The organism is Lentilactobacillus hilgardii (assembly GCF_009832765.1).
GTDB classification, from domain to species: domain Bacteria; phylum Bacillota; class Bacilli; order Lactobacillales; family Lactobacillaceae; genus Lentilactobacillus; species Lentilactobacillus hilgardii.
In genome coordinates this window covers 1,487,670-1,500,194 of the sequence record NZ_CP047121.1, presented here as the reverse complement: position 1 = coordinate 1,500,194, position 12,525 = coordinate 1,487,670, and the positions used below count along the sequence as shown (strand labels likewise).

The following is a 12,525-nucleotide window of genomic DNA, read 5'->3' as shown; positions in this document are numbered from 1 at the left end:
TTAATCTCGAGGACCGAAGGGCATCGGTTTTATATTCGGGCTTATTAGCACCAAAAAGATAACGATGTACAATGAAACCGCCTTCACCTATATTATACAAAGGAAGACGGTTCTTTTCATTGATGGTTACGAGGAAAAGCGAAGCGCTCCTCGGAGAGTTTTATATAAAAACGAGTCTGAGCAGAGATCGGAACTGCTTCGGACTCGTTTTTAAATTTTGTTAATCGTAGTTTCTGAACGTAGCGTTACTGCGCAGCAGACTGACTCACAGTCTTTTCATGGTAAACCGGCAATGCCACATAACGTTTTGAGAAGTTATGTGCAAGGAAATTAATTTCTTTAAACAGTTCTCGGCGTGTAATAATCCCTAAAAATTTATTGTCATGATCAACGTATGGAATGAAATTTTCATTAACCAGATGTCTTAAAATCACTTCTAAATTTTCCCGTTCATAAATCGTCGGAACATCTTTTTGCATAATTTCTTTTATTTTCATACTATCCAAAGGTCGAGTCGTAATTCCAGTATCCAATAGCATCTGCTCTGTAATCATCGATAAAGAAATCAACCCTTTAAAATGATTATCATTATCAAGCACTGGAATCTTTGCATATTTCACTTTTGTTAATACAAGAAATGCATGCTGTAAATTGTTATCTTCATTGACGGTCGCAACCAGATCAGCGGGAATTAAAATATCTCGCTTGCTTTGGCGCATCACCGTTTCAATTGGCTTGTCAATCATCTAAAAAATGACCTTCCTTTCAACTGATCAGAAGCTAAATCGTAACTCATCAACCGCATTGAATTTTCGATCGTAATATTGAACAACAAGTTTATTGTTTTTTGAACTGATAATTGCGTAAGTGCCGCCTATATAAGCATATTGACCACGAGGCAGGGAAATACTTCCAGGGTTAACAAACAAAATCCCTTGATCTTGAGTGACACCAAGCTGATGAGTATGGCCAAACAAAACAATATTGGCCTCTTTACTCTTAGCAAAAAGTTCTAATGTCAGTAGCCCACTGTTAACACCGTGTAGATGTCCATGGGTCAACAAAATTGTTTTCCCATCAATTTTACTTATTTCATCTTCAGCAAAGGCAGCATGGTCCATATTGCCTCTAACAATATGCATTCTAGAAATCAAGGGATCGTTTGAATCAAATTCTGAATCACCACAATGGAAAAAGCCATCGACTTCACCATCGTAGTGTGTCATTAAGTCGCAAACAATTTGACGATCACCGTGATTATCACTGACTACAAGTATTTTCAACTATCCCACCGCTCATTTAATTGGCCAATTAACTGACGAATGGCTCGTCCCCGATGACTAATCGCATTCTTATCATGGGTTGACATTTCAGCTAAGGTTAACTGTTGTTCCGGAACATAAAACAAAGGATCATATCCAAAATTATTAGACCCACGACGAGCTCGCAAAATTTGACCGTTCACCCGTCCCTTTGAAATAACTTTGTCTCCTTCTGGTGTTAAATATATCAGAACTGACTCAAAATAGGCATCCCGATTGGTCTTATTTTGCATTTCTTTAAGAAGTTTTGCATTATTGGCATCGTCATCATGATCTCCTGCATAACGTGCAGAATGAACCCCCGGCTGGCCATTTAAAGCGTGGACAACGAGACCGGAATCATCTGCAATTACCGGCAGTTTTGTAAACGCCATTATTGCAGATGCCTTTAAAAAAGCATTTTCTTCGAACGTTTGCCCTGTTTCTTCAACATCTGGAACATTACTAAAAGTTTTCAAAGATTCAATTTTGATGTCGGTACCCTTAAACGCTTCGTCGAATTCCTTTACTTTATTCGCATTTTTTGATGCAATGACAATTATCGATGGCTTTTTCAACTAATAACATCTTCCTTTCCCAAACTAAGGTGATCGGCTGTGATTCTTTTGCCTAACAATTGATCGGCAATTTTTGTAAATTCATTTTGATTGCCTGTGGTAAAGAATGATTTTATTTGCGGGGATTGAGATGAATCCCTCATTTGATGATGTGACCGCAGGTAGTCAGCAACATTTTTAGCGGTTGAAATACCAGGATCTATCAAATTAATCCCTGAATTGACAGCATCTTTTATTTCGGTTTCCAATACCGGAAAATGAGTACAGCCGAGCACAAGTGTATCAATAGGCTTATCATGAAAATAAGCTAGTTGATGACTTACTTTTTCCCTGGCTAACTCACTACCGGCATCACCATGCTCAACCATTGTTACAAAGTCTGGACATCCTAATGAATAAACATCGCTCTTTGGATCAAGGCTTTTAATAATTCTTTGATAAACGCCCGAGTTAACCGTTCCGTTTGTAGCAATGACACCGATCTTGTTATTATTTGTTGCCGCAACAGCTGACTCTGCACCTGGTGCGATAACGCCTATGACCGGAATCGGTAAGATCTTTTTTAAATAATCCAATGAAGCAGCAGTAGAAGTGTTGCAGGCGATAACAAACATCTTCACGTTCTGTTTCAACATATAATCAGCAATTCTTTTAGTCAGTTTCCTGACAGTTTCAGGACTCTTTTGGCCATATGGCAGATTAGCTTGATCCCCAACAAATATATATGATTCATTGGGGAGAATTTTGACAATTTCCCTAAGTACGGTTAGACCACCAACCCCAGAATCCATTACGCCAATTGGCCGATTATCCACGTCAATTCCTTCTTCCCTTTTATCAATTATCAGTTTAATTATTTTTTGCGATAGTTGACAAACAAAACAGATTTGCTAAATATATTGTATAATAAATTTATGACAATTTGCATTGATGGAGATTAAAAAATGGATAATGAAACGTACAGTACAATCGTAGAGGACCCACAAATGGCTAATTTGTTGGGTCAAGCATTAATTAGGGATGACCTATTACCAAGCATTCTAGGATCAGATAATCATGAAATTTCATACTGGGCTGGTAAACATTTATCTCGAAGCCATCGTTTAGCAAATTACGATGACTTGATCGCATTTTTCACCCAATTTAAACTGGGAGATCTAAGTTTACTCAAGAAGAGCAGCGGTCAACTTAACTGGCAATTAAGTGGTGACATTGTCAAAAAAAGATTAGATTTATTCGACGATCCGGATTTTTACTTGGAAACCGGGTTTATTGCTCAAAGCTGCCAGTATATTGCAGATCAGACAGCGGAAGCAGAGATCACAAAAACCAATCCTTCCAAGGGAATCGTGCTAATTAGTACATTTCTTGGAAAAGACAAACCGGTTGACGATCAAGAGGCCAACAGTCTTTTCAAAATAAAACATCCTGAATCTGAAGATTCATCCAATGAATAGTTGGTATACAAAAAAGGTTGGAGCAAAAATGAGATGACCACCCAAAGTTCTTTACTTTAGGGGTTCTCAAATTTGTCCAGCCTTTTTCTTTTGATAAAATTAGTCTGTATACTGAGCTAAAACTTTCTTTAACTGTTCTTTTGGATGATAGCCAACGACGGTATCGACAACCTGACCATCCTTCTTAATAAGGAGTGTTGGAATACTCATAATCCCAAATTTAGAAGGGGTATCCGGATTCTTGTCAACATCCATCTTATTAAAAGTAACGTTGTCCAATTCATCAGCCAGCTCTTCAACAACTGGTGACTGCATACGGCAAGGACCGCACCAAGTTGCCCAAAAATCAGTCAAAGTAACACCTTTGGCAGTATCATTTTCAAAAGTTTGATCTGTTGTTTCTTTTACCATACCAAACACTCCAATCTTTCAATAGTCTTATACTAACAATTTTATAGTAAAAAGCAACCAATTGTATGTCGTTTTAAAAAAATCCTTCACACTATTTAAACTTCACAACGGTCGAACCGTCTCCCCCAGCATTAGGAGCCGAATAACCAAAACTTTTTATTCTGGCATTACTCCTAAGGTACTCGGTGACACCTTTTCTAAGCGCGCCTGTGCCTTTCCCATGAATAATTGTAACAGATGGGTAGCCGGCTAGCAAAGCTGAATCAATATACCTGTCAAGCTCGTACATTGCTTCCTCATAACGATGGCCTCTTAGATCAAGTGTCGGCGACATACCACTGGAACGCGTCCGTGAAACCTGGGTTTGATACTTCTGCTTAGCTTTTTTCTCGGGTGCAGCTTTTTCCAAGTCGTTTTCATCAATTTGCATTTTTAAAATTCCGAGTTGAACTTCCCAAGCGCCATTTTTTTCCTGGCGAATCAATGTCCCTTGTTGCCCATATGACTTAACCAATACTTCATCGCCGGGATGAAAATCATGCTTAGCTTTTTCTTTTCGAAGAACTTTGTTTTTCTTAAGGTTAGGGGTCACTTCAAGTCGGTTTAGTGCACCTTTGGCATCGATTAATTCATTCTCTTTAATGGCGCTTTGACCAACTTGCTGTTGCTTTTTGTGAAGATCAGCAATGATTTTATCAGCACTGATTTTTGCCTTTTCAACAACTTGATTGGCTTGTTCGCGTGCTTGTTCAAGTAAATGATCCTTTTGATTCTGATATTGGGTAAATTGATTTTGAAGGTCATCATGGAGTTTAGTTGAATCAGTCAATTGCTCATCAAGTTGATCAGCTTCATCATGCGCCCGCTTGGTTTGTGCAGTCAATTCATCAATCATGTTATTAATATCTTGATTTTCAGAATCTGTAAAAGCCCGCGCTTTCTCAATTATTTCTTTTGAAAGCCCTAATTTACTAGCTATGTTAAGTGCGTTACTTTGTCCCGGAATTCCCATCAAGAAACGATAGGTTGGTCGTAACGTTTCAATATCAAACTCCATCGAGGCATTGATAATTCCCGAGCGATTATATGCATAGGCCTTTAGTTCAGGATAATGGGTTGTTGCAATCAATTCACAGCCACTTTGATGAATGGCATCGATAATTGCCATTGCCAAGGCAGCTCCTTCTTTAGGATCTGTGCCGGCTCCCAGTTCATCTAAAAGAATCAGGCTTTGGGATGACATGCCATTTAGAATCGAAATAATGTTATCCATATGCGAAGAAAATGTACTGAGATTGGCCTCAATTGACTGATCGTCACCAATATCTGCAAAAACGTCATCAAATACGCCAATTTGGCTCTCTTCGTTAGCAGTAATAAATAATCCTGATTGTCCCATTAACTGTAATAACCCAACAGTCTTAAGCGTAATTGTTTTACCGCCGGTATTGGGGCCGGTAATGATAATGGTACGATACCCATCACCAATTTGAATATCATTTGCAACTGCTTTATCTCGAGCAATTAATGGGTGTCTGGCCCGCCTTAAATTAACCACATTCTCGCGTGAAATTTCCGGCTGCACTGCCCCGATTTGATGAGCAAACTTTGCTTTTGCGTTTACAAAATCAAGTTGACCGACCAAATTCATATTGTTTAATAATTCGGATCGATATGGCCGAATAAGATCTGTTAGTTCAGCTAATATTCGACGTTCCTCTGCCCTTTCGGCAAGCTGATCCCGTCTTAACTGATTATTCATCTCGACAACGTTACTGGGCTCAACATAGAGCGTTTGACCAGAAGCACTCTGATCATGAACAATTCCGCCAAAATGTTGTTTATAATCTGCACGAATTGGTAAAACGAACCTGTCTTCTCGCATTGTAATGATGGATTCAGTTAAATATTTAGAATCCGACCCCTTGAGATATTTTCCCATCCGTGACCGAATATCATTTTGTGTTCGATTAATTGTTCGGCGAATCGTTCTTAGTTCCGAAGATGCTGTATCCAAAATACTGCCATCGTCATTAATGGATTGAACCATTCGTTTGGTAATTTCCGGCATTAACGTCAATTGCGACACAATTTGAGAAACAACGGTTAAATTAACATCTTCATCTTGAAAATTATCAAAGAAATCGTTAATGGTTCTAACAGCTCTCAAAAGCTTTGTAATGTGGGACAGTTCTGTGCCGCTCAAAGAAGCATTTTCAATTCTTAAACGTTTCATATAAGGAGAGATTTCAGTTAATTTGGGAATTGGAATTTCGCCTTGTAAACGAACGATATTTGCCCCATCTTCTGTTTCTTTAAGGCGATGATCAACTTCCTCAAATTTTGAGCTTGGACGAAGTTGATCAATAATTTCACGGCCACGATCGGTCGTTAAATAATTGGCCAGTTGATCCTTAATTTTGTTATATTCTAGTGTTTCTAAAACTTTTTCGTTCATATACCTTCCTCATTTGAATTTGAAGTCCAAAAATTGGCTAATTTTTCTGATAAAACAGGAGTTTGTCTGACAATCCATTGTGAAACGGCAGATTGTTGATATTGATTTTGAATTCCCTGACTTGGTAAAAGAATCAAAACATTCAACATCACAAAAATCACCAGATACTTTGTAATCAAATTAATACCGCCACCCAAAATTGCATTTGCTTGATTGATTAACGGTAACTTGGTAACTGGGGTTAATACCCGCCGAAGTATTCTTATCACCTGCCAAACGAGCGAAAATAGCACAACAAAAATGAATAATTTAATCATCAAATGTGCGCTATTACTGCCTCCTGATCGATCTATGAATTGATTAACAAACGCCGCAATCGGTCCTGCAAATAAAACACCGGCTGTCATTGAAGCAATAAATCCAATCAGATTTAATACCTCAACAACAAATCCCTTTCTCCAGCCGGTAAGAAAGCCAATCGCTAGGATTAGTAATATAATCATATTCAGTATCACTCAACGATCACTCCGATTCTTGAGATTGAGCGCTTTGGGACTGTCCCTTTGCCAGTTGTTCTTCTAATTCGAACTGTTTGGAAATTGCGTTAAATGCTACCAGTATCGATCGCTGTTCATCAGAAATATTTGGCATTAATTGACGCAACTGTTTCAATTGCTCATTTAAAAGATCCGAAACGGCTTGTAAATGTTCATCCGAACCCTTACCAACCAAAGTATAATTTTTCCCGCCAATCGTTGTCTTAAATCGTCGTTTTTCGTCTTTCGACATTAAATCACATCCTAAAAATACTCAACTAAAAAGGACTGAGCCAAAATCTTTGTACTCAATCCTTCAATCACAATGATATTTCCAAATACTTAATTACTGATTATCACTATCGTCGGCACTGTCTTGATCGTCACCATCTTTACCCAAAAAAGTATTCAAAACAGATTCGATCATATCCCATTCTTTGTCAGTCGAAATAGGTTGAAGTTCCCCACCTTGTGGATCACTTGGATCATCACCTGCAGGTAGAGCGTATGCCTGAATTTCAACTTCATCATCATCTTTTTTGCCTGCTGGGTAAATCAAGATGTACGAACGATCGAAATCTTCTGACTTGAAAGTGAATAAAACGTCGTAGAGTGTTTCTTCGCCGTTGTCATCAACTAACGTAATTTGTTGTTGTGTAGGATCTTCTGCCATATTTTGCATACCTCATATTCTAGTTAATTTTCCTTTGCGGTCTAAATAATTCTGTAGGATTAATCCTGCAGCTAACTTATCAATGACCTTTTTACGCTTCCTACGTGAAATATCCGCTTCTTCGGTAAGCATTCGTTGCGCCTCAACCGTTGTTAAACGTTCGTCTTCAAAATCTACAGGAAGTTTGAACTTTTTTTCTAATCGGTCTCCATACTGTTCGGAAGCTTCTGCCCTTGGCCCTAAAGAATTATTCATATTCTTCGGTAAGCCAACAACAAATCCATCGACTTCATACTTGTCAACCAACTGGGCAACTCGTTCTAGCCCAAATTCGCCGTTTTCTTCGTCAATCGGAATGATCTCAACCCCCTGAGAAGTCCAACCCAATGAATCACTGACTGCAACTCCAACTGTCTTAGAGCCAACATCTAATCCCATTAATCTCATTGTTCACCCTTTTTTGAATCGTTTGGATGGTTATCAAGATAGAACCGAACCAACTCTTCAATAATCTCATCACGTTCATGTCTTCTAATCAAATTTCGAGCATCCAGGTTACGTGGAATGTAGGCAGGATCGCCGGAGATCAAATACCCGACAATTTGATTATATGGATTGTAACCTTTCTCTTCCAACGCTTTGTAAACAGTCAAGAGCGTATCTCGAACATCTTTTGGCTGATCCTCATTGAAATTAAAAAACATGGTCTTATCTAACGAACTCATACAATTCACCTCTATGACGTAAGGTCATTTGTATTAATTTTAACTGATTATTGATGAAACTACAATCAAGTGAACGAATGTAACCGACATGTAATCCTGATGTAATAATTACTTATTACCCAGCCATTCGACTGCGGCCTTCATCGCCTTGTCCAATCCTGATGGATCCTTTCCACCAGCCTGCGCCATATTAGGGCGGCCACCACCGCCACCTTTAATGTTTGAAGCGATTGATTTGATTAAATCTCCCGCTTTAATACCATCTTTTATCTTATTATCTGAAACGGCAACAACTAGATTTGCTTTTTGACCGCTTCCGGTACCAAGTACTAAAACATCTGATAACCTTTTGGATCTCCAAGTATCCGTTAATTGACGCAACTGGTCCATTCCTGCATCCTTGATAATACCTGTGATAATGGTAGATTGTCCAGCTTCTTGCTTATGGTTGAAAACTGATTCAGCCTGTTGTCCAGCAAGTTTGGCTTCAAGAGAATCCTGCTTTGCCTTTAGGTTTTTAATTTCATCTTGTAACTGTTCAACTCGAGTAGGTACGTCTTTTAATTGCGTCACTTTTAAACTATCGGAAATTTGTTTTAATTCACTAGCTTGAGTGTTTAACAATTTAAATGCATCTTTTGACGTCACAGCCTCAATTCGTCGAACACCGGCACCAACACCGGATTCAGAAACTATCTTGAATAAACCGATATCCCGAGTATTTTTAACGTGGGTGCCCCCACAAAATTCAACCGAAAAATCACCAATGCTGACAACTCGAACTTTATCACCATATTTTTCACTAAATAATGCAATTGCACCCATTTTTTTACCAGTTTTAGGATCAGTCACAACTGTCTTGACGTCAATTTCTTTAAAGATTTGCTTGTTGACCATTTGTTCAACTTTTTGTAAGTCTTCATCGGTTACTTGACCAAAATGATTGAAATCGAAACGTAAATACCCAGGTTCAACTAAAGAACCAGCTTGCTGGGTATGGCCACCTAATACATTTCTTAATGACTGATCCAGTAAATGGGTTGCTGTGTGATTTTTTTCAACTCGACTATGGAATAACTTATCAACCACTAAATGATACCGTTGTCCCTTTACAAGCGACTCTTGAGTTTTGATCGTATGAATATTTTGACCATTAGGTGCATGTTGAACGTCAATCACGTCTGCGACCTTATCACCGTTTTCATCTAAAATAACGCCGCGATCAGCAACCTGACCGCCCATTTCAGCATAAAACGGTGTCTTGTCGAAAATGACTTCAATTGTATCCGCTTTTGATTCAGAAACCAATTTTTCATTTTCAACGATATCGATTAATTTGGCATCTTTAACATCAAGTGTGTCATAACCGACATACTCACTGTCGTCTTTCACCTTAACTAATAGATCTCGCTGAACACCCATTGATTTGGCACCGCTGCGTGCATTACGTGCGCGTTCCTTTTGCTTGTGCATCTCAACTTCAAACCCTTGTTTGTCGACACCTAAGCCAACTTCGGAAGCTTCCTCCTTGGTTAATTCATATGGAAATCCATAAGTGTCATAAAGTTTGAAAGCTGTTGGGCCATCAATTTCATTTTTAGATTCAGCCTTGGTATCGGCAATGACGTCATGAAGTAATTTCAATCCATCTGCTAAGGTTTCGTTAAATCGGTCTTCTTCTGATCTAATAACCTTTTCAATGTAGTCACGTTGCTCAAGAACTTCAGGATAGTATGACTTCAGAGTTTCACCAACAACTGGTGCCAATTTGTAAAGAAAAGAGGCGTTAATTCCCAGACGTTGTCCATTCACAATTGCACGTCGAATCAAACGACGGATAACATACCCCCGTCCGACATTTGAAGGTAATGCACCATCACCAATCGCAACCGTAATTGCTCTGGCATGATCGGCAATGATTCGAAAAGCAACATCATCTTGTTTATTAACACCGTATTTTTTATGATCACTAAACGCTTCGGTCTTCTTGATCATGGGCAAAAATAAATCGGTCTCAAAATTGGTCTTGGCATGCTGAAAAATTGAGACAACACGTTCAAGCCCCATCCCGGTATCAATGTTCTTACGTGGAAGTGGTTCGTACGTATCCTGTGGTGTGTGATTAAATTGTGAGAAAACAATGTTCCAAACTTCCAACCACCTATCATTTTCACCACCAGGGTAATTTTCAGGATCGTCAGGAGCAAGTTCATCAAAATCAGCACCACGATCATAAAAAATTTCAGAATCCGGACCGGAAGGACCCTGGCCGATATCCCAAAAATTATCTTCGATTTCAATAATGTGGTCAGGCGAAACACCAACTGCTTCCCAGTATTTTTTAGCATCCGTATCTTTTGGATAAACAGTCATGTAAAGTTTATCCTTATCCCAGCCAAACCATTTTGGTGACGTTAAAAGCTCGAACGCCCAAGCAATTGCTTCTTTTTTAAAATAGTCACCAACTGAAAAGTTTCCCAACATTTCAAATAATGTATGATGACGAGGTGTCTTTCCGACATTCTCAATATCATTAGTTCGGATACTTTTCTGTGAACTAGTCATTCTAGGGTTCTTTGGCACAACAGAACCATCAAAATACTTCTTCATAGTAGCAACCCCGGAGTTAATCCAAAGTAACGTTGGATCATCAACCGGAATTAGTGATGCACTGGGCTCAATAGTATGACCCTTTTCTTGAAAAAAGTCTAAAAACATTTGTCTGATTTGACTACTGCTTAAGGTTTTCATCCCAATATCTCCTTTAAACAAAATAAAACACCGTTGCTAACAGAGACGCCGATTGACGCGGTACCACTCTGATTGCAACGATGTTTGATCGTAACCACTTTATCTCTAAAAATAGAGTTTGTGTTTAATTGTAAGTGAATTAAGAGAGCACCAAATTGATCAAATCGTTTTTCTCATCAACCAAAACGTTTCTGAAAATCAATCATACTTGGCATATTCTTAAGACATTAAAAGTATACTTTTTTGTGAAATTGATGTCAATCGAATTTTACTTATATCGCTTGGAACTTTGCTTACGTTGTTTACGTTTTGCCCGAGATTCCTCACGTTTTGACACTCGTCTATCCATTTCTTCCTTTCGGGAAATTGACATCTTAATTTGACGTTTATAACCGGGTTTTATTTTCTTCTTCTTTTTCTTAATCAACCCAATCATTGTTGGATCAAGTTTTTCCCGTTTCTTGCGATGAGTTTGGCGACGTCTTCGATCATAAGTGTCAACAATTTCATGATTTTTCAGCGCTTTGGGTTTAAAATGAATGCCCATGCCTTCAAGTTCCTCAACTTCTTTTTCTTCATCGGGAGAATACAAGGTAATTGAAGTCCCAGACATACCATTACGTCCAGTTCGACCAACGCGATGAATAAAAAATTCCAGATCTTCAGTTGGAATATCATCATTGATCACTTGTGAAATACCTTCAATATCAATCCCTCTGGCAGCCAAATCGGTTGCTACAACGAATTGAAAGTCTAAATTTTTAATTCGTTTCATAATTTGCTTTCGCTCACGAGGCTTCACACCACCATGAACCATTGCAACTTTTAGACCCTGTCCCCGTAAATATTCCGTCAACTCTTCAACACGTTTTCGAGTATTTGCAAAGATCAAAACCAAGTACGGCTCACCAACTGTCAATAAATGATAGATCAACTGGTTTTTATCCTGTCCCTTAGTTGAAATCAACCAATTATCAATCGTTGGACTAATAATTGAGGAAACTGGAATTTCTTCAATAACCGGATTATCCATATACTTTTTCAGGAAAACCGTTATTTTTTGAGGAATAGTTGCCGAAAAAACCATCATTTGAACATGTTTACCAAAACTGGCGGCAATATGATCAACAACGTCCAAAAAGCCCATATCCAACGTCATATCAGCTTCGTCAATGACAAGTTTGGAGGCAGTATGAACATCTAGTCCACCGTTTTTGATCAGATCCCAAACCCTCCCGGGAGTGCCAACAATTAGTTGGGGTTGTTCTTTTTTTAATTTATCCTCTTGTCGTTTCTTATCAGTTCCGCCAACGTAACTGCCGATTGAAATTGGATCCGGACTAAACTTGGCAAGTTGCTTAGCAGCATCAAGAATTTGATATGCCAATTCACGACTCGGTGTTGTAATAACCGCCTGAACTTCATCAATTTTGGGGTCAATATCATTAAAAATTGGCAACAAAAATGCATGTGTCTTTCCACTTCCGGTTGCGGATTGGCCAACAACGTCTCTATGCTGCAAGATAACCGGAATCAGTTTTTCTTGGACAGGTGTAGGCTTAGTGAATTTTAAGTCGTCTAATGCATTTAAAATAAACGGCTTTAAATGAAACTCTGAAAATTGTGTCATAAGAT

At 38.6% G+C, this 12,525-nt stretch carries 14 protein-coding genes; 1 reads left to right on the top strand and 13 read right to left on the bottom strand.

What is annotated here, in order from left to right; all coding sequences use genetic code 11:
• Window positions 1-245 precede the first annotated feature (245 nt).
• The 4 genes from cbpB to murI are packed head-to-tail and all read right to left on the bottom strand — an operon-like array spanning window position 246 to window position 2,670.
• Complete coding sequence (gene cbpB, locus GQR93_RS06970) at window positions 246-746, bottom strand: cyclic-di-AMP-binding protein CbpB (protein WP_003553720.1); 501 nt, start codon at window positions 744-746, stop codon at window positions 246-248.
• 27 nt (window positions 747-773) lie between these two features.
• Window positions 774-1,283 carry a metallophosphoesterase gene (locus tag GQR93_RS06965; RefSeq protein ID WP_003553718.1) on the bottom strand — a complete coding sequence of 170 codons (510 nt, stop codon included), beginning with the start codon at window positions 1,281-1,283 and terminating at the stop codon, window positions 774-776.
• Window positions 1,280-1,879, bottom strand: a complete 600-nt coding sequence (locus GQR93_RS06960; protein ID WP_003553715.1) for an XTP/dITP diphosphatase — start codon at window positions 1,877-1,879, stop codon at window positions 1,280-1,282. Before GQR93_RS06960 ends, GQR93_RS06965 begins: the two co-directional genes overlap by 4 nt.
• Window positions 1,876-2,670 carry a glutamate racemase gene (gene murI / locus GQR93_RS06955; RefSeq protein ID WP_003553713.1) on the bottom strand — a complete coding sequence of 265 codons (795 nt, stop codon included), beginning with the start codon at window positions 2,668-2,670 and terminating at the stop codon, window positions 1,876-1,878. The genes GQR93_RS06960 and murI overlap by 4 nt, the downstream gene beginning before the upstream one ends.
• Before the next feature lie 153 nt (window positions 2,671-2,823).
• Here murI and GQR93_RS06950 point away from each other — a divergent pair, with 153 nt between their 5' ends.
• Complete coding sequence (locus GQR93_RS06950) at window positions 2,824-3,336, top strand: DUF2507 domain-containing protein (RefSeq protein ID WP_003553711.1); 513 nt, start codon at window positions 2,824-2,826, stop codon at window positions 3,334-3,336.
• 99 nt (window positions 3,337-3,435) lie between these two features.
• Here the strand turns inward: GQR93_RS06950 and trxA are convergent, their stop codons facing one another.
• From trxA to GQR93_RS06905, 9 genes are all read right to left on the bottom strand, one after another.
• The gene (gene trxA, locus GQR93_RS06945; protein ID WP_003553709.1) at window positions 3,436-3,747 is read right to left on the bottom strand and encodes a thioredoxin; all 312 of its coding nucleotides are present in this window, start codon (window positions 3,745-3,747) and stop codon (window positions 3,436-3,438) included.
• A 91-nt stretch (window positions 3,748-3,838) separates the two neighbouring features.
• Window positions 3,839-6,205 (bottom strand): endonuclease MutS2, encoded by a 2,367-nt coding sequence (locus GQR93_RS06940; protein WP_003553707.1) that lies wholly within the window; start codon window positions 6,203-6,205, stop codon window positions 3,839-3,841.
• Window positions 6,202-6,708 carry a CvpA family protein gene (locus GQR93_RS06935; protein WP_003553705.1) on the bottom strand — a complete coding sequence of 169 codons (507 nt, stop codon included), beginning with the start codon at window positions 6,706-6,708 and terminating at the stop codon, window positions 6,202-6,204. Before GQR93_RS06935 ends, GQR93_RS06940 begins: the two co-directional genes overlap by 4 nt.
• A gap of 19 nt (window positions 6,709-6,727) precedes the next feature.
• Entirely contained in the window at window positions 6,728-6,994 is a 267-nt protein-coding gene (locus GQR93_RS06930) for a cell division protein ZapA (protein WP_003553702.1), read from the bottom strand.
• Window positions 6,995-7,087: 93 nt separating this feature from the next.
• A complete protein-coding gene (locus tag GQR93_RS06925) occupies window positions 7,088-7,423 on the bottom strand; it encodes a DUF1292 domain-containing protein (protein WP_003553700.1) in 336 nt (111 codons plus the stop codon).
• 3 nt (window positions 7,424-7,426) lie between these two features.
• A complete protein-coding gene (gene ruvX / locus GQR93_RS06920; protein ID WP_003553698.1) occupies window positions 7,427-7,861 on the bottom strand; it encodes a Holliday junction resolvase RuvX in 435 nt (144 codons plus the stop codon).
• Window positions 7,858-8,139, bottom strand: coding sequence for an IreB family regulatory phosphoprotein (locus GQR93_RS06915; protein ID WP_003553696.1), 282 nt, complete (start codon window positions 8,137-8,139; stop codon window positions 7,858-7,860). Before GQR93_RS06915 ends, ruvX begins: the two co-directional genes overlap by 4 nt.
• Window positions 8,140-8,247: 108 nt before the next feature.
• Window positions 8,248-10,890, bottom strand: coding sequence for an alanine--tRNA ligase (alaS, locus tag GQR93_RS06910; protein WP_035444744.1), 2,643 nt, complete (start codon window positions 10,888-10,890; stop codon window positions 8,248-8,250).
• A gap of 268 nt (window positions 10,891-11,158) precedes the next feature.
• Window positions 11,159-12,520: a DEAD/DEAH box helicase gene (locus GQR93_RS06905; protein ID WP_159298730.1), complete on the bottom strand. Its 1,362-nt coding sequence runs from the start codon at window positions 12,518-12,520 to the stop codon at window positions 11,159-11,161.
• Between the last annotated feature and the right edge of the window lie 5 nt (window positions 12,521-12,525).

Excerpts from the sequence above, each read along its gene's own strand:
- cbpB (WP_003553720.1), bottom strand. The coding sequence starts at position 746 with ATGATTGACAAGCCAATTGAAACGGTGATGCGCCAAAGCAAGCGAGAT.
- murI (WP_003553713.1), bottom strand. The coding sequence starts at position 2,670 with ATGGATTCTGGGGTTGGTGGTCTAACCGTACTTAGGGAAATTGTCAAA.
- GQR93_RS06950 (WP_003553711.1), top strand. The coding sequence starts at position 2,824 with ATGGATAATGAAACGTACAGTACAATCGTAGAGGACCCACAAATGGCT.
- trxA (WP_003553709.1), bottom strand. The coding sequence starts at position 3,747 with ATGGTAAAAGAAACAACAGATCAAACTTTTGAAAATGATACTGCCAAA.
- GQR93_RS06940 (WP_003553707.1), bottom strand. The coding sequence starts at position 6,205 with ATGAACGAAAAAGTTTTAGAAACACTAGAATATAACAAAATTAAGGAT.
- GQR93_RS06935 (WP_003553705.1), bottom strand. The coding sequence starts at position 6,708 with ATGATTATATTACTAATCCTAGCGATTGGCTTTCTTACCGGCTGGAGA.
- GQR93_RS06930 (WP_003553702.1), bottom strand. The coding sequence starts at position 6,994 with ATGTCGAAAGACGAAAAACGACGATTTAAGACAACGATTGGCGGGAAA.
- GQR93_RS06925 (WP_003553700.1), bottom strand. The coding sequence starts at position 7,423 with ATGCAAAATATGGCAGAAGATCCTACACAACAACAAATTACGTTAGTT.
- ruvX (WP_003553698.1), bottom strand. The coding sequence starts at position 7,861 with ATGAGATTAATGGGATTAGATGTTGGCTCTAAGACAGTTGGAGTTGCA.
- GQR93_RS06915 (WP_003553696.1), bottom strand. The coding sequence starts at position 8,139 with ATGAGTTCGTTAGATAAGACCATGTTTTTTAATTTCAATGAGGATCAG.
- alaS (WP_035444744.1), bottom strand. The coding sequence starts at position 10,890 with ATGAAAACCTTAAGCAGTAGTCAAATCAGACAAATGTTTTTAGACTTT.
- GQR93_RS06905 (WP_159298730.1), bottom strand. The coding sequence starts at position 12,520 with ATGACACAATTTTCAGAGTTTCATTTAAAGCCGTTTATTTTAAATGCA.